Source organism: Aeromonas dhakensis, from assembly GCF_000820305.1.
GTDB classification, from domain to species: domain Bacteria; phylum Pseudomonadota; class Gammaproteobacteria; order Enterobacterales; family Aeromonadaceae; genus Aeromonas; species Aeromonas dhakensis.
This window is the reverse complement of the sequence record NZ_CDBH01000021.1, coordinates 80,613-97,143: the sequence shown is the minus strand read 5'-3', so window position 1 is coordinate 97,143 and position 16,531 is coordinate 80,613. Positions and strand designations below refer to the sequence as shown.

The 16,531-nt window shown below is 63.3% G+C and carries 17 protein-coding genes; 12 read left to right on the top strand and 5 right to left on the bottom strand.

Going from position 1 to position 16,531, the window contains the following annotated elements; translation table 11 throughout:
• Positions 1-93: 93 nt before the first annotated feature.
• A complete protein-coding gene (locus BN1143_RS02810; RefSeq protein WP_005303968.1) occupies positions 94-429 on the top strand; it encodes a hypothetical protein in 336 nt (111 codons plus the stop codon).
• 113 nt (positions 430-542) lie between these two features.
• The gene (locus BN1143_RS02805) at positions 543-1,412 is read left to right on the top strand and encodes a tetratricopeptide repeat protein (protein ID WP_042049595.1); all 870 of its coding nucleotides are present in this window, start codon (positions 543-545) and stop codon (positions 1,410-1,412) included.
• 81 nt (positions 1,413-1,493) lie between these two features.
• Here the strand turns inward: BN1143_RS02805 and BN1143_RS02800 are convergent, their stop codons facing one another.
• A complete protein-coding gene (locus BN1143_RS02800; RefSeq protein WP_042049593.1) occupies positions 1,494-2,900 on the bottom strand; it encodes a sigma-54-dependent transcriptional regulator in 1,407 nt (468 codons plus the stop codon).
• A 139-nt stretch (positions 2,901-3,039) separates the two neighbouring features.
• Positions 3,040-3,846: an FKBP-type peptidyl-prolyl cis-trans isomerase gene (gene fkpA, locus BN1143_RS02795; protein WP_005303977.1), complete on the bottom strand. Its 807-nt coding sequence runs from the start codon at positions 3,844-3,846 to the stop codon at positions 3,040-3,042.
• 119 nt (positions 3,847-3,965) lie between these two features.
• Between fkpA and BN1143_RS02790 the strand changes: the two genes are divergently transcribed.
• Both BN1143_RS02790 and BN1143_RS02785 read left to right on the top strand, forming a co-directional pair.
• Entirely contained in the window at positions 3,966-4,934 is a 969-nt protein-coding gene (locus tag BN1143_RS02790; protein WP_010634893.1) for a WD40 repeat domain-containing protein, read from the top strand.
• Between the two features lie 14 nt (positions 4,935-4,948).
• On the top strand, positions 4,949-5,164 hold the full coding sequence (locus BN1143_RS02785) for a SlyX family protein (RefSeq protein WP_005303987.1): 216 nt from the start codon (positions 4,949-4,951) through the stop codon (positions 5,162-5,164).
• Positions 5,165-5,224: 60 nt separating this feature from the next.
• On the opposite strand, the gene BN1143_RS02780 is transcribed toward BN1143_RS02785, so the two are convergent.
• A complete protein-coding gene (locus BN1143_RS02780; protein WP_005303992.1) occupies positions 5,225-5,863 on the bottom strand; it encodes an FKBP-type peptidyl-prolyl cis-trans isomerase in 639 nt (212 codons plus the stop codon).
• Between the two features lie 232 nt (positions 5,864-6,095).
• Positions 6,096-6,302 carry a YheV family putative zinc ribbon protein gene (locus tag BN1143_RS02775; protein WP_005303994.1) on the bottom strand — a complete coding sequence of 69 codons (207 nt, stop codon included), beginning with the start codon at positions 6,300-6,302 and terminating at the stop codon, positions 6,096-6,098.
• A gap of 39 nt (positions 6,303-6,341) precedes the next feature.
• On the opposite strand from BN1143_RS02775, the gene BN1143_RS02770 reads away from it, so the two are divergent.
• From BN1143_RS02770 to BN1143_RS02755, 4 genes are all read left to right on the top strand, one after another.
• Positions 6,342-7,028, top strand: a complete 687-nt coding sequence (locus BN1143_RS02770; protein ID WP_042049592.1) for a hypothetical protein — start codon at positions 6,342-6,344, stop codon at positions 7,026-7,028.
• A 182-nt stretch (positions 7,029-7,210) separates the two neighbouring features.
• Positions 7,211-8,110 (top strand): chemotaxis protein, encoded by a 900-nt coding sequence (locus BN1143_RS02765; RefSeq protein ID WP_005304001.1) that lies wholly within the window; start codon positions 7,211-7,213, stop codon positions 8,108-8,110.
• A gap of 56 nt (positions 8,111-8,166) precedes the next feature.
• Entirely contained in the window at positions 8,167-9,150 is a 984-nt protein-coding gene (locus tag BN1143_RS02760; RefSeq protein ID WP_042049591.1) for a hydrolase, read from the top strand.
• A gap of 107 nt (positions 9,151-9,257) precedes the next feature.
• Positions 9,258-9,500 (top strand): YheU family protein, encoded by a 243-nt coding sequence (locus tag BN1143_RS02755; RefSeq protein WP_042049590.1) that lies wholly within the window; start codon positions 9,258-9,260, stop codon positions 9,498-9,500.
• A gap of 425 nt (positions 9,501-9,925) precedes the next feature.
• Here the strand turns inward: BN1143_RS02755 and BN1143_RS02750 are convergent, their stop codons facing one another.
• A complete protein-coding gene (locus BN1143_RS02750) occupies positions 9,926-11,272 on the bottom strand; it encodes a UDP-glucose dehydrogenase family protein (protein ID WP_042049589.1) in 1,347 nt (448 codons plus the stop codon).
• A gap of 221 nt (positions 11,273-11,493) precedes the next feature.
• Between BN1143_RS02750 and arnB the strand changes: the two genes are divergently transcribed.
• The 4 genes from arnB to arnD are packed head-to-tail and all read left to right on the top strand — an operon-like array spanning position 11,494 to position 16,497.
• The gene (gene arnB, locus BN1143_RS02745; RefSeq protein WP_042049588.1) at positions 11,494-12,630 is read left to right on the top strand and encodes a UDP-4-amino-4-deoxy-L-arabinose aminotransferase; all 1,137 of its coding nucleotides are present in this window, start codon (positions 11,494-11,496) and stop codon (positions 12,628-12,630) included.
• 6 nt (positions 12,631-12,636) lie between these two features.
• Positions 12,637-13,617: an undecaprenyl-phosphate 4-deoxy-4-formamido-L-arabinose transferase gene (arnC, locus tag BN1143_RS02740; protein WP_042049587.1), complete on the top strand. Its 981-nt coding sequence runs from the start codon at positions 12,637-12,639 to the stop codon at positions 13,615-13,617.
• Positions 13,614-15,605 carry a bifunctional UDP-4-amino-4-deoxy-L-arabinose formyltransferase/UDP-glucuronic acid oxidase ArnA gene (gene arnA, locus BN1143_RS02735; RefSeq protein WP_042049586.1) on the top strand — a complete coding sequence of 664 codons (1,992 nt, stop codon included), beginning with the start codon at positions 13,614-13,616 and terminating at the stop codon, positions 15,603-15,605. The genes arnC and arnA overlap by 4 nt, the downstream gene beginning before the upstream one ends.
• On the top strand, positions 15,598-16,497 hold the full coding sequence (gene arnD / locus BN1143_RS02730; RefSeq protein WP_042049585.1) for a 4-deoxy-4-formamido-L-arabinose-phosphoundecaprenol deformylase: 900 nt from the start codon (positions 15,598-15,600) through the stop codon (positions 16,495-16,497). Before arnA ends, arnD begins: the two co-directional genes overlap by 8 nt.
• The last annotated feature ends 34 nt before the right edge of the window (positions 16,498-16,531 follow it).

Genomic DNA, 16,531 nt, shown 5'->3' with positions numbered 1-16,531 from the left:
CTTCACAGCCCGGGCCCTTGTGGCTGGTCATCCCGGCTGCGGGCTGATTAAATCCCGCCACTGCTGTTTACCCCCTTTTTCAGGATACCCGTTATGAACCCGGCTCCCCTCTACCTGTTGGCCCCTCTGGTGCTGTTTATCGTGACCCTGCTGCTCTATCGCATCTCGCCGCTGCGAGCGGTCGCGGCCGGCAGCGCCCGCTGGTTCATCCTGCCCGCCTTCACCCTCTTCATTCTGCTCATCATCATCAATGGTGCGGCAGACCCGAGCCTGCGCAACCCGGCCTTCCACTGGCTGATGCCGGGGCTCGGCTTTGCCCTCAGCCTGTTTCCGGCTCTGCCCAAGGCACTGGTGCCGCGCCTCGCCATCAAGGAGGGAGCCTTCGCCGCCCTCGGCCTGATGCTGATGAGCCTGGCCATGGTCTACTGACCGGCTGGCCGCAGCCGTTGCCATTACTCAAGGGGCGCTCTGTGACGAGGGCCCCTTGTACAAACAATGGCTTGCAGGCATCTTGGTGAAAGGATCGCCAGCAAGGAGGCCAGATGGACAATCCGCCTGATTTCATGGCGCAGTGGGATTACAAGGACCCCGCCGCCACTGCCCTGCGTTTTCATGCTCGGCTGCCCGAGGCGCGCGCCGCCGCCGACCTGCAATACGAGCTGGAACTGCTCACCCAGATAGCCCGCACCCATTCGCTGCAACGTCAGTTTGCCGAGGCGCACCAGTTGCTCGACGAGATAGAGCCCCGCCTCACCGAGGCGACCCCGCGGGCCCGCCTGCGCGCCTTGCTGGAGCGCGGCCGCACCTTCAACTCCGCCGGCGACAAGGCCAGTGCCAGGACGCTGTTTGAACAGGCGTGGCAGCTTGGGCTCAAGCACAAGGAGCTCTATCTCGCCATCGATGCGGCCCACATGGTGGCCATCGCCGCCCCGCTGGAGGAGCAGAGCCGCTGGCATCAGCTGGCGATGGAGCTGGCGGAGCGCAGTCAGGATCCAAAGGTGCGCGGCTGGCTCGCCACCCTCTACAACAATCAGGGCTGGACCCTGTTCGAACTGGGCCGGCTGGAAGAGGCCCGCCAGTGCCAGCAAAAATGCCTGGCCTGGCACGAGCAGCACAACAATCAGGCCAAGGCCTTTATCGCCCGCTGGAGTCTGGCCCGCCTGAGCCGGGCCCAGGAACAACACGAGCAGGCCCGGGCCGAGCTGACCCAGCTGAAGGACGACATGGCTGCCGCCGGCGCGCCCGAGGATGGCTATGTGTTCGAAGAGCTGGGGGAGAATGCGCTGGTGCTGGATGATCCGGCCGCCGCCGAATACTTCGCCCGTGCCTGGTTTCTGCTGTCGCAGGATCGCTGGCTCAAGGCCAACGAGGCCGAGCGGCTGGCCAGACTCAAGGCGCTGGGCAAGCTCTAGTCAACCATCGTCAGAAACGCAGCGGGGCGGCCAATGGGCCGCCCCGCACGCTTCATCCCCCGAGGGGGTAGCCTCAGGACGTCAGACCAGGCTCGCCTCTTCCCAGCTCTGTTTCTTGCGATAGATGGTGGAGGGGCTGATCTCCAGCAGGGCCGCCGCCTTGGGAATGTTGCCGTCACAGCTGGCGATGGCCTGCTCTATGGTCTCTTTTTCCACCAGCCAGAGCGGGCGGATCGGGGCATTGGACATCACAGGCTCGGTGCTGCCGACCGGCGCCGGTGCGGATACCGCCAGCGGCAGGCCCCCCCGGCTGCCATTGAGGGGCGGCGGCAAGATGTCAGGGCTCACCAACTCGCGATCGTTGAGCACCACTATGTTGCGCACCACGTTCTGCAGCTCGCGCACGTTGCCGGGCCAGGGGTAGTCGAGCAGCACCCGCGCCGCCTCGGCATCGAAATCCTTGAAACGCTTGCTCTCTTCCTTGGCATAGCTCTGCAACAGGTTGCGCGCCAGCAGCAGTATGTCCTCGCCCCGCTCGCGCAGGGGCGGCAGGCTCAGCGGGATCACGTGCAGCCGGTAGTAGAGATCCTCGCGAAAACGCCCTGCTTTCACCTCCACCAGAGGATCCCGGTTGGTGGCGCAGACGAAGCGCACGTCCACCGTCTCCAGCTTGCCGCTGCCGACCCGCTGCAGGGTGCCGGTCTGGATGAAGCGCAACAGCTTGCTCTGCAGGTCGAGATCCATCTCGCAGATCTCGTCGAGGAACAGGGTGCCACCATCCGCCAGGCTGGCCGCCCCCTTGCGATCCCCCTGGGCGCCGGTGAACGACCCCTTCACGTGACCGAAGATCTCGCTCTCCATCAGGTCGTGGGGAATGGCTGCACAGTTGAGGGCGATGAAGGGTTGCTCGCGACGCGGGCTGCACTGGTGGATGGCCTCGGCGCACACCTCCTTGCCGGTACCGCTCTCGCCGGTGATGAACACGGTCGCCTTGCTCGGCGCCGCGCTCTCTATGATGCGATAGACCGCCTGCATCGGCATGGAAGCACCGATAAAACCGGCAAACGAGCTGCGCTCGAAGTTCTCCCGGTACTGGGCCACCAGCGAGCTGAGTTGCTGGTGCTTGAAGGCGTTGCGAACGGTGGCGCACAGCCGCTTGCCGTCAAACGGCTTGGTCAGAAAGTCGAAGGCGCCGAGCCGCATCGCCTCCACCGCCACGTCCACCGAGCCGTGGGCGGTGATCACCACCACCGAGCAGGGCAGCTGCTGTTCGGTGATCTGCTGCAGAATGTCCATGCCGGACATGTCGGGCAGCTCGAGATCCAGCAGCACCACGGGGGGTGGGCTGCTCAGCAGCTGGGCCAGGGCCTGCTGGCCACAGTCGGCCCGCAGCACCTCATAGCCATCCTGGACCAGATACTGTTCATAGACCACTGCCAGACTGCGGGTATCTTCCACCAGCAGAACTCGGGGTTTGCTTTCCGCCACGGCGCCATCCTTGCAATTGATTTTGTTGTCTATTTCGCCATCTTAGCACAGTTGGCGACTCTCTCTTTTATCCCGCCATTCGGCAGGATATACAAGCAAAAACGGCTCCCTAAGGAGCCGTTTTTTCAACGCGGGCCGTTTACTTCTTGGCGTTCTCGCCATCGGCAGCCGGCTTCTCGATGGCCAGCAGCTCAACGTCGAACACCAGCACGGCGTTGGCCGGGATGGAGCCTGCACCGTGCTCGCCATAGGCCAGCTTGGACGGCAGGAAGAACTTGAACTTGGAACCGACCGGCATCAGCTGCACGCCTTCGGTCCAACCCGGGATCACCTGGTTGAGCGGGAAGGTGGCCGGCTCGCCGCGATCGACGGAGCTGTCGAACTTGGTGCCGTCGGTCAGGGTACCGGTGTAGTGTACCTTGACGATGTCGGTGGCCTTCGGCTTGGCGCCGGTACCCATCTTCTCGACCTGGTATTGCAGGCCGGATTCGGTGCTCTTCACGCCCTCTTTCTTGGCGTTGGCGGCCAGGTACTCTTCACCCTTCTTCAGGTTTTCCACCGCATCCTTGTCAGCCTTGGCCTTGGTCAGCTCGTTGATCTTGGCATCGTATTGCTGCAGAACCTTCTGGATATCCTCGTCGGTCATCTTGGCTTCTTTGCCCAGACCGTCGGTGACGCCCTTCAGGATTACGGCATTGTCCAGTTTTATGCCGAGCTCCTGCTGGCGCTCCAGGGTATTGGCGATATAACGACCCATGGAGAGGCCAATTGCATAGCCGGATTGCTCTTCAAAGCTCTTGGCTTCAGCCTTGGGGGCCTCTGCCGGCTTGCTGGCTTCTGCCTTGACCTCTGCGGTATTCGCAGCAGTCTTCTCGTCTTTTTGGCAAGCAGTCAGACCTACGGCAACCGCCGCAGCCAACAGGGACACCTTCAGAAAATTGTTCATCAGTTTCTCCAAAACTCTAAATACCGCTCTCGGTTCCTTCGTGAAATGAGAGGTTTATCGTGATAAGCGCCTTATACTAACGCCGTGATCGCAGGTAACGAAAGCATGAGACAGGAAAAATGATAAAAAGTGCCATTTATCTCGTCGCGGTTTGCCTGATACTGACAGGCTGCGAACAGAGCTCATCGCCGGACCGGCAACTGACCCTCGCCAGCCAGGGGCTGCTGAGCGCCGATCTGGCCAGTGACGGCAAGCAGGCCATCGTCTCCAGCCTGGGCCAGGGCACGGTAGTGTGGGACCTGGAGCAGGACAAGGAGCGCTGGCGCTGGCGCCAGTCCGACAATCCGGACGACTTCGTCATCATTACCCGCTTCTCGGCGGACAACAGCCACGCCGTGACCGCCAGCCTGAATACCTTCGGGATCTGGCGCCTCAAGGATGGCCAGTCCCAAGGCTACTATTCGCTTCCTGAATCCAGGCTGAGGGACATCGCCCTCTCCGCCGACGGCCGCCAGGTGCTGATCGGCCGGGAAGACGGCAAGGCGGAGGTGGTGGACACCCGCACCGGCCGCAGATTGCAATTCCTCGGCCACACCGAGCAGGTCAACACAGTCGACATCTCCCCCAACGGCCGTTACGCCCTCACCGGCGGCAACGACTACAGCGCCTACCTGTGGGATACCCGCAGCGGCCAGGTGGTGTGGCGCTTCAACCACGCCGGCCGGGTGGTATTGGCCCGGCTAGACCCGAGCGGACGGCTCGCCTTCACCGCCGACAGCCGCCAGGCCAGCATCTGGGATCTGAAAACCGGCAAGGAGCTGAGCCGGCTGCAGTTCGACCACCGCTTCGAGGTCTACACCACGGCGCGCTTTGCCAACGACGGCAAGTGGCTCATCACCGGCGCCCCCTCCCGCCAGCTCTCCCTGTGGCAGGTGAGCGACGGCAGCCTGCTGCAGAGCTGGCGCGTCTCGCCCCATCCCAAGGTGAAACCACCGAGCGCAGTGGTCTACGGCGTGGCTTTGCGCGACAATAGCCACCTTGTCAGTGCCAGCTCCAGCGGCCTGGCCGAAATCTGGACTATCAAGTAAGGACCAAAAGGCCCATGAGTCAGCAATTAAACGATCGCCTCGAAACCCTGGAAAGCCGCCTCGCCTTTGCCGAATACACGGTGGAGCAGCTCAACGAGGAGGTCACTACCCAGGGGCGCGAGCTGGATCGGCTCAAGCATCGGATCCAGCTGCTGGTGGACAAGCTGCAGAGCGTGCAGCCAAGCCAGATCGCCAGCATGGCCGAAGAGACCCCGCCGCCGCACTACTGAGTGCGCAGCCATAAAAAACCCGCGCCAGGCGCGGGTTTTTTATCATCGGCAACGCCGAGATCAGTGCTGATGGCCCTTGCCACCGCAACCGCCGCCACCGCAGCAGCCGCCGTGACCATGGTCGTCGCCGTGGTCATGACCGTGATCGTGGCCGTGATGACCACCGCCGCAGCAACCGCCGTGTTCATGGTCGTGACCATGATCGTGGTCGTGGCCATGATCGTGACCGCAACCACCGGCACCGTGCACGTGGCCGTGGGCCAGCTCTTCGGCAGTGGCGGCGCGCACGTCCTTGATCTCGACCTTGAAGCCCAGGGTCACGCCGGCCAGCGGATGGTTGCCATCCACCTTAACGAACTCTTCGGACACTTCGACCACGGTCACCGGACGGTGACCTTCGTCGGTCTCGGCCACAAAAGTATCCCCTTCAGACACTTCCATGCCGTCGAACAGCTCGCCCGGCACTTCTTGCACCAGGTTCTCGTCGTACTCGCCATAGGCCTGGCTCGGCGTCAGGGTGACGTCGAACGCCTCGCCCACGCTGCGCCCTTCCAGCTCGGCTTCGAGGCCGGAGACCAGATAACGGGTACCGTGCAGATACACCAGAGGCTCTTTACCGACAGTGGTGTCGATGACTTCACCGTGTTCGTCGGTGACCGTGTATTCCAGCGTAACCACGCTCAGGGGAGCTACTTTCATGTCAGGGATCCTGCGGATAGAAAAAAACGGGCCCAGAATACCTCAAAAAGGCAGACAAGCATATGGTGGGCCCGGCTCAGTCGTGATGAAAAAGCCAGCAGGGGATGGCAATGCAAAGCAGCCCGCCATCCCGTTGGCCGGCACTCATGGGAGTGAGCGGCGCGCTGGTCCGTGCAGGCCGGCGACCGCCATCAGCCCGAGGGATGGGCACCGTCCGCGCTCTGCCCCTCCATTATTCCGGGCGAAACACCCCGATCACCTGCTCGGTCTCGCGGGTTACCCTGGCCACCTCGGCCTCGGTCTGCACCTGGGTGTCCCCGCACTCGACGCAGGTCACCTTCTCGACTCCATGCTCCATATACAGCATCATGGTGTCCATTTTGCCGCACGCCGGGCAGACAGCTCCGGCAATGAAGCGTTTTTTACGTCTGGTTTCCATTTTCGTTACCTCCGGGCAGCATCATATCAGGGTTTTTACATGCATCACGCCATCGAACATCAGCATTTTTTCACCCCCCATCTGCAAGTCGGCGTTCGCAAACGCGTACCGGCAGGGCAACTGCTGCGGATTGCACGGGGTGCGGCGCTGCTGCGACTCGGCGCCCATGAGCTGCTGCTGACGGCGGGAAGCCACTTCTGGCTCTGTGCCGATGCCCTTGCCGCGTTCAGCCCGCTGGCCGGCTGCCGTTACGATCTGCTGACCTGCTCGGTGCGTGTCGACCAGCCCGCCCAGGCGGGCTGGCTGCAACCCGGCCCGCTGCTGGATCCCCTGTTCGACAGCCTGGCCGACTGGCAGCGCCCCCGCGACTGGCACGGCGCCTACGGTCACCGGCTGCAGGTGCTGCTCGACGAGCTGCAGGGCTGCCCCATCCAGCCGCAAGCGGATGTTGCGCTGCAGACCGCCTGGCAGGGGCTGGCCGCTGGCCAGGCTGGCGGCAACGAGGCATGGCAGCAGGCGCTGGCGCAGCGCGGCCTCAGTGAGCCGGCACTGGCGGCCGATGCCCTGCGGGCGCAGTGGCAGCTGCTGCAGGCGGTGCGTCTGCTCAAGAGCGGCAGCAAGGCTCCTCAGGTGGCGAGCAAGCTCGGTTACGAGGATGAGAGCACCCTCGATCGCGCCAGCCAGCAGTGGCTCGGCTGCCCGCTGGCGACCCTGCTCGCGGTCTGACCGCCCCCTCGCAGCTCGGCCCCCGGCGCTTCGCACCAGGGCGGATCGCCGCAATAAATGGATGAAATGAGTCCAGTTTTACGGCAAACGGTCGTTAATAACGGAAGGGCCATTTCTCCTATAATCCTTTATGCTAGGGGCCTGAATCGACTGATACCGTTTTGACTCACAGGACATCTGCCATGAAAAGCAAGGCCAACCAATCCCAGGGCATGTTGCTGTTTCATCTCTCGGCCAAGCAATCCTTCGCCATCGGCACCCTCAAGGTAAAAGAGATAGTGCCCTACACCCAGCTGACGGCCATGCCGCACTCGCACCCGACCGTGCTCGGCGCCGCCAGCATGCGTGGCACTACCATCCCGGTGATCGACATGGCCATGGCGGTGGGTTATCGCCCGATCAGCCAGGAAGAGATGCCGCACTGCTTCATCATCATCACCGACTGCCGCCGCACCCTGGTGGGCTTTCTGGTGCGCGGCATCGACAAGATCACCGAATGCAACTGGCGCGACATAGCGCCGCCCCCCGCCTCCCTCGGCCACAACGTGTTCGTGACCGGCGTGACCCGGGTCAATGACCAGCTGATCCAGCTGCTGGACGTGGAGCTGATCCTCTCCCGGGTCTACCCGGACGACCCCAGCCACCTCTACCCGGTGCTGACCGACGTACAGCGTGAGCGGATCAAGCCGATGCGGATCCTGCTGGTGGATGACTCCTCGGTCGCCCGCCGCCAGCTGATGGCGGCGCTGGACTACATCAACATCCCCTACGAGGTGTGCACCAACGGCAAGGATGCGTTGACCCTGATGCAGACCCGGGCCGCCCAGAAGACCCCCATCGACATCCTGGTGAGCGACATCGAGATGCCGGGGCTGGATGGCTACGAGCTGGCCTTCGAGGTGCAGAGCGACGCCAAGCTGGCGGGTGCCTATATCATCCTGCACACCTCGCTCTCGAGCGAGATCAGCGTAGAGCGGGCCCACCAGGTGGGTGCCCACGAGGCGCTGACCAAGTTTGAAGCCAACGAGCTGATCCAGGCCATGCTGCGCGGTGCCGAGCACCACGACAGCCTGCCAGCCTGATCCCGACGGCGGGCAGCCCGGCTGCTCGCCGTTTCCTTTTCTGTCCCGGACCCAGCATGCTGATCGAAAGCCACTTTCACGCCCCCTGGTGGGCGCGCAATCCCCACCTGCAAACCATCCTGCCCAAGTGGCTGCGCCGCCAACCGGCCCGCTTCGTGGCCGAGCGCTTCGAGCTGGCGGACGGCGACTTCGTCGATCTCGCCTGGAGCGGCGAGATCAGCCGGGATGAGCGACCGCTCATCGTGCTGTTTCACGGGCTGGAGGGAAGCATTCACTCCCACTATGCCAAGGGGCTGTTCGCCCACCTGCAACGCCAGGGCAACGAGGCGGTGCTGATGCACTTTCGCGGCTGCAGCGGCGAGCCGAACCGGCTGCTGCAGGCCTATCACTCCGGTGCCATCGAGGATGCCCAGGCGGTGATCGCCGAGCTCGGCCGCCGCTTTCCCGGCAAGCCGCTCATCGCCATCGGCTATTCGCTGGGGGGCAACATGCTGGTCAATCTGCTGGCGCGCGCCAGCCCGCGCGAGCTGAAGGCGGCGGTGGTGATCTCGGCGCCGCTGCGGCTGGACAGCTGCGCCGATCGGGTCAATCAGGGCTTCTCGCGGGTTTATCAGCGTTATCTGCTGGGCACCATGCGCCACAACCTGCAGCAGAAGATCCGGCGACAGGCGGCAGCCAGCGCCCGCTGGCAGCCGCAGCAGGTGCGCGCCATCGCCACCCTGCGAGACTTCGACGAGCAGGTCACGGCGCCGCTGCACGGTTTTGACAGCGCCGATCACTACTACCAGCGCTGCTCGGGCCTGGGGATGCTGGCGCAGATCCCCATCCCCACCCTGGTGATCCACGCCGCCGACGATCCCTTCATGACCGAGGCGGTGATCCCGCAGGCGGAGCAGCTCTCCCCCATGGTGCGTTACGAGTTGAGCCGGCGGGGCGGCCACGTGGGCTTCCTGCACGGCACGCCCTGGCGGCCAAGATTCTGGCTGGAGGAGCGGATCAGCCAGTGGCTGCAGGAGCAGACTCAAGGTACGGGCCGGTAGCCATGGAGGCCGCTCTCTCACCTCATTGGCGGGCGGCCAGATAAATCCCTTGCGCTGGCCGACCACAGATAGACAATACCCGCTCTCTGGTAACGGAAGATGAAACCATGATAATCCCCTGGCAAGAGCTGGATGCAGACACCCTCAACAACCTGCTCGAGCACTTCGTGCTGCAGGAAGGCACCGAGTATGGCGAACAGGATGTCAGTCTGGCCGACAAGGTCGACGATGTTAGAGCTCAGCTGCAGCAGGGCGTGGCGGTGATCGTGTACAGCGAGCTGCACGAAAGCGTGAACATAGTGCCCAAGGCGACCCTCGACAGGGCGCAGGTGGACGACCTACTGCAATAGCCTGCCCATCGCCGTTGCGGGCCTGCCACCCTGGCCGCCCTTCTCCCTGTCTGTTCCCGCCGGATCTCCCTGCACCCGATAAAACAACATGGCCCTGCGCGACTGCGCAGGGCCATGTTGACTGGCATTGCTGCCATCTTGCCAAATCTTGTTCATGCCGGTTCTGCAAACACCCTGCGCCCCTGGCGCGGCCTGCCCTGTCTCCCCGATAGCAGATAACGACAAGGTTGACCGCAATAATTAAGCGCCGGGCCATATCGACAAAATAGAATAAATAAAGTGAAGCGCTTCGCAATATTAAATTATGATGACAAAACTCGCCCTCCCCATAAAAATAGTGAGAGCAATATCTCGCTTCAGCCAATATCCAGCAGATTAATCCGCCACACAGCTGATTATTGATGGCGGCCCGATATGACAAGATGTTATTTCATTACCGATTCGCCCCGGCCGATGGCGTAATAATGGAACCCATGATCTTTCATGCGACCCGGATCAAACAGATTGCGACCATCCACGATCAGGGGACACTTCAACGCCTGCTTGATGGCGGCAAAGTTGGGGGCCTTGAAGTGGTTCCACTCGGTGCAGATCACCAGGGCATCCGCACCAAACAGGGCGGCCTCCTTGGTGCCCATCAAGCGCAGCTTGTCGCAGTTGCCGTAGATCTGCTGGGCCTCCTGCATCGCCTCGGGATCATAGGCCTGCACGGTCGCACCGGCCTGCCACAGCGCCTCCATCAGGGCCCGGCTCGGCGCCTCGCGCATGTCGTCCGTGTTGGGCTTGAACGCCAGCCCCCACAGGGCGATGGTCTTGCCGGCCAGGGTATCCCCTTCGGAGCGGAAGAACGCTGACAGCAGCTGAAACAGCCGCGACTTTTGCAATTCGTTGACCCGCTCCACCGCCCGGATCAGCGGCGTGTCGTACTCCAGCTCCTGGGCCGTGGCCAGCAAGGCTTTGACATCCTTGGGAAAACAGGAGCCGCCATAGCCACAACCCGGGTAGATGAACTGATAGCCGATGCGCTGATCCGAGCCTATCCCCTGGCGCACCATCTCGATGTCGGCGCCGACCCGCTCGGCCAGTCCGGCCATCTCGTTGATGAAGCTTATCTTGGTGGCCAGCATGCAGTTGGCGGCATACTTGGTCAGCTCGGCGCTGCGCACATCCATGAACAGGATGCGGTCGTGGTTGCGGTTGAACGGCTCGTAGAGCTCGCGCATCAGCTGGCGGGAGGCCTCATTGGCGGTACCCACCACGATGCGATCCGGTCGCAGGCAGTCCTGGATGGCGGAGCCCTCTTTCAGAAATTCGGGGTTGGAGACCACGTCGAAGGAAAACGACTGATCCCGCTGCTGCAGGATGGCGTTGACCCTGGCGGTCACCTTGTCGGCGGTGCCCACCGGCACGGTCGACTTGTTGACTATGATGACGGGCCGGTCACGATGCCTGGCGATGGTTTCGGCCACCGTCAGCACGTGGCTGAGATCGGCGGAGCCATCTTCCCCCGGTGGCGTCCCCACCGCCAGAAACTGCACATCACCGTGTTCGACGGCCTGTACGGCATCCGTGGTGAACACCAGGGCACCGCTCTTGATGTTGCGTTGCAGCAGGGTGTCGAGCCCGGGTTCATAGATAGGGACATGACCGTCCATCAGGGCAGCCACCCGCTGTTCATCGACATCGACACAGATGACCTGGTGACCAACGTCGGCCAGCACGGTGGCCTGAACCAGGCCCACGTAGCCACTTCCAAATACAGTAATGTTCATATTGATACAACCAGAATGTCAGAGAATTTGTAATTTGGAAAAACAAAGAGTTTGGGGGGTTATAAATATTTATCACATTACCTAAGATGTCCGCACCAGTTAATTGTTACCAGCTGTTTCTGGACCATTGCAGGCCCGCTTTTATATCCGTATGTTGAGTAAAACCGTTTGGGGGAGCCCAATTTCGTGGGCGCTGATTAATATTCTTTGTTGGATCTCATATGCAAGATTTTCTGCCATTTTCACGGCCAGCCATGGGCGATGCCGAGATAAGTGCTGTCTGTGATGTATTGAAGTCGGGCTGGATCACCACGGGCCCGAAGAATCATGAACTGGAGCAGCAATTCTGCCATACCTTCGGCTGCCAGCATGCCGTCGCCCTCTGCTCCGCCACCGCCGGTATGCACGTCACCCTGATGGCGCTGGGCATAGGCCCGGGAGACGAGGTGATCACCCCCTCCCAGACCTGGGTCTCCACCATCAACATCATCACCCTGCTGGGGGCCGAGCCGGTCTTCGTCGACGTGGACCCGGATACCCTGATGACCAGCGTCGAGCTGATCGCCCCGCTCATCACCGCCAGGACCAAGGCCATCATCCCGGTGCACTATGCCGGCGCCCCCATCGACCTGGACCCCATCCTCGAGCTGGCCGGCCGGCACGGCATTCCGGTCATCGAGGATGCCGCCCACGCGGTCGGCACCCGCTATCGGGAGCGCTGGATCGGCGCCAGCGGCACCGCCATCTTCTCCTTCCACGCCATCAAGAACATGACCTGCGCCGAAGGGGGCATGCTGGTAACCGACGACAAGGCGCTGGCAGACAAGGTGCGGATGCTCAAATTCCACGGCCTGGGCGTGGATGCCTTTGATCGCATGAGCCTGGGCCGCAAGCCGCAGGCGGAGGTGATCACCCCGGGCTTCAAATACAACCTGGCCGACATCAACGCCGCCATCGCCCTGGTGCAACTGGCACGCCTGCCCGAGCTCAATGCCAAACGGGCCGAACTGGTGGCCCGCTACCAGGAGCGGCTGGCCGGTCTGCCGCTGGCACCGCTCGCCGTGCCGGGCTACCCCCACCTGCACGCCTGGCACCTGTTCATGGTGCGGGTCGACCCCGAGCGCTGCGGCCTCGATCGGGATCAGCTGATGCAGGCGCTGCAGGAGCGTGGCATCGGTACCGGTCTGCACTTTCGGGCAGCCCACACCCAGAAGTACTACCGCGAACGCTACCCGACCCTCAGCCTGCCCCATACCGAGTGGAACTCCTCACGCCTGTGCACCCTGCCACTCTTCCCGGACATGACGCTGGCCGACGTTGACCGCGTGGTCGCGGCCCTTATCGACATATTGGAGTAACCAAACGTGAACAACACTGACATCAAGCTGGTTTCGGTGGTCATCCCCGTCTACAACGAGGAGGCCAGCCTGCCCGTGCTGCTGAGCCGGGTCACCGCCGCCTGCGATCAGCTGTCGCAGGATTACGAGGTGATCCTCATCGACGACGGCAGCCATGACGGCTCCACCGAGCTCATCAGCGAAGCCGCCGCCCGCGAGGGCAGCAAGCTGGTCGGGGTGCTGCTCAACCGCAACTACGGTCAACATGCCGCCATCATGGCCGGCTTCGAGACCGCCAAGGGGGATCTGGTGATCACCCTGGATGCGGATCTGCAGAACCCGCCGGAGGAGATCCTCCGCCTGGTGGAAGCCGCCATGCAGGGCTACGACGTGGTGGGCACCATGCGCCGCAACCGCCAGGACTCCTGGTTTCGCAAGACCGCCTCCAAGCTCATCAACAAGTCGGTGCAAAAGGCCACCGGCGTGCACATGAGCGACTACGGCTGCATGCTGCGCGCCTATCGCCGCCACATCATCGACGCCATGCTCTGCTGCCAGGAGCGCAGCACCTTCATCCCCATCCTGGCCAACAGCTTCGCCCGCCGCACCATAGAGCTGGAAGTGGGCCATGCCGAGCGGGCCCATGGAGAGTCCAAATACGGGCTGATGCACCTCATCAACCTGATGTATGACCTGGTCACCTGCATGACCACCACCCCGCTGCGTCTGCTCAGCATCGTTGGCAGCGTGGTGGCGGGCATCGGCTTTACCTTCTCCATCCTGCTGATCCTGATGCGCCTCACTCTGGGCGCCGACTGGGCCGCCGATGGCGTCTTCACCCTCTTTGCCATTCTCTTCACCTTTGTCGGCGTGCAGCTGCTGGGCATGGGGCTGCTGGGAGAGTACATAGGCCGCATGTACACAGACGTGCGCGCCCGTCCCCGCTACTTCATCCACCGGATCGTGCGCACCGCCACCACCCCTTCGCAACAGGAAGCTGAACAATGAAAGTCGTCGTCTTTGCTTATCACGATATCGGTTGCACCGGCATCGAGGCCCTGCTCGAGGCAGGCTACGAGATCCAGGCCGTCTTCACCCACGCCGATGATCCGGGCGAGAACCGCTTCTTCGGCTCGGTCGCCCAGCTCTGCGCCGAGCACAACCTGCCGGTCTACTCCCCCGAGGACGTGAACCACCCGCTCTGGATCGAGCGCATTCAGGAGCTGGCGCCCCAGGCCCTCTTCTCCTTCTACTACCGCAACATGCTCAAGCAGGCGATCCTCGACATCCCGACCGTCGGCGCCTTCAACCTGCACGGCTCCCTGCTGCCCGCCTACCGCGGTCGCGCGCCCATCAACTGGTGCCTGGTCAACGGCGAGACCCAGACCGGCATCACCCTGCACCAGATGACCGCCAAGCCCGACGCCGGCGCCATTGTCGCCCAGCAGGTGGTAGCCATTGCCGACGACGACACCGCGCTGACCCTGCACGGCAAGGTGCGCCTCGCCGCCCGGGCGCTGCTGGAGCAGGAGCTGCCCAAGCTGCGCGCCGGCGACATCCGCCTCACCCCGCAGGATGAGAGCAAGGCCAGCTACTATGGCCGCCGCACCCCGGCCGATGGCGAGCTGCACTGGCACCGCCCGGCCCACGAACTGCACAACCTGGTGCGCGCCGTCACCCAGCCCTACCCGGGCGCCTTCAGCTTCGCCGGCGATCGCAAGCTGACGGTGTGGAAGAGCCACTGGCTGGCCCAGCAGAGCGACAAGCAGCCGGGCACCATCCTGAGCCAGGAGCCGCTGCGCATCGCCTGCGGTGAAGGAGTGCTGGAGATCGTGGCCGGTCAGGCCGAAGGGGGCCTCTATGTGCGCGGCGCCCAGCTGGCCCGCGAACTGGGGCTGGTCGAAGGGATGAAGATCGGCGCTAAGGCGAGCAATGCCCTGCGCAAGGCGCGGCTGACCCGGGTGCTGATCCTCGGCGTCAACGGCTTCATCGGCAACCACCTGACCGAGCGCCTGCTCCAGGATGGCGGCTACGAGGTCTATGGCCTAGACATCGGCTCCAGTGCGGTGGACCGCTTCATCGGTCACCCCAACTTCCACTTCGTGGAGGGGGACATCAGCATCCACACCGAGTGGATCGAGTATCACATCAAGAAGTGCGACGTGATCCTGCCGCTGGTGGCCATCGCCACCCCCATCGAGTACACCCGCAACCCGCTGCGCGTGTTCGAGCTCGACTTCGAGGAGAACCTCAAGATCGTCCGCTACTGCGTGAAGTATCACAAGCGGATCATCTTCCCCTCCACCTCCGAGGTGTACGGGATGTGCGACGATCACAGCTTCGATGAAGACAGCTCCCGCCTCATCGTCGGCCCCATCAACAAGCAGCGCTGGATCTACTCGGTCTCCAAGCAGCTGCTGGATCGGGTCATCTGGGCCTACGGCAAGAAGGAGGGGCTCAACTTCACACTGTTCCGTCCCTTCAACTGGATGGGGCCGCGTCTGGACAGCCTGGACTCCGCCCGCATCGGCAGCTCCCGTGCCATCACCCAGCTGATCCTCAACCTGGTGGACGGTACCCCGATCCAGCTGGTGGACGGTGGCGCCCAGAAGCGCTGCTTCACCGACATCGAGGACGGCATCGAGGCCCTGTTCCGCATCATCGAGAACAAGGGGAACCGCTGCGACGGCCAGATAATCAACATCGGCAACCCGGACAACGAGGCCAGCATCCAGCAGATGGCCGAGATCCTGCTCGCCAAGTTCGAGGCTCACCCGCTGCGCGACCAGTTCCCGCCGTTTGCCGGCTTCAAGCTGGTGGAGAGCAAATCCTTCTACGGCGATGGCTATCAGGACGTCTCCCACCGCCGGCCGAGCATCGCCAATGCCCGCCGCCTGCTGGACTGGGAACCGACCATCGAGATGGAAGAGACCATAGGCAACACCCTGGACTTCTTCCTGCAAGGGGCGGTCACCACGGGAGTCGAGCATGACTGAGGTAGGTCTGCGGATCGACGTCGATACCTTCAGGGGGACCCGTGACGGGGTGCCCCGCCTGCTGCAACTGCTCGACAAGCATCAGGTCAAGGGGAGCTTCTTCTTCTCGGTCGGACCGGACAACATGGGGCGCCACTTGTGGCGCCTGCTAAAACCCCGCTTTCTACTGAAGATGCTGCGCTCCAACGCAGCATCCCTCTATGGGCTGGACATCCTGCTGGCCGGCACCGCCTGGCCCGGCAAGTCCATCGGCAAGCAGCTCGGCTCCCTGATGCGCGACACCGACAGCGCCCGCCACGAGGTGGGGCTGCACGCCTGGGATCACCACGGCTGGCAGGCCAACACCGGCCACTGGGACGAAGCCGAGCTGATTCGTCAGACCCGGCTCGGGGTGGATGCGCTCAACCAGATCCTGGGGCGCGAAGTGGATTGCTCCGCCGCCGCCGGCTGGCGGGCCGACCCGCTCACCACCCAGGCCAAGGAGCAGTTCGGCTTTCGCTACAACAGCGACTGTCGCGGCAGCGGCCTGTTCCGGCCCCTGCTGCAGGACGGTCGCCCCGGCACCCCGCAGATCCCGGTCAACCTGCCCACCTTCGACGAGGTGGTGGGTCATCAGGTGACGGTCGACGGCTTCAACCGTTTCCTGCTGGATCAGCTGGCGACCCCACCGGTACAGGGCCCCCACGTCTACACCATCCATGCCGAAGTGGAAGGGATCGTGATGGCGGATCAGTTCGATGCCCTGCTCGGCGAAGCCAGGGCGCGCGGCATCCGCTTCGTGCCGCTCGGGGATCTGTTACCATCGGACCCGACCGGCTTACCTACCGGCCGGTTGGTACGCGGCACCCTGCCCGGACGGGAGGGCTGGCTCGGCTGCAAGGCCGAGGCCTGAGATGAATGACGCCACCTCGGGTGGCAGGACTAAC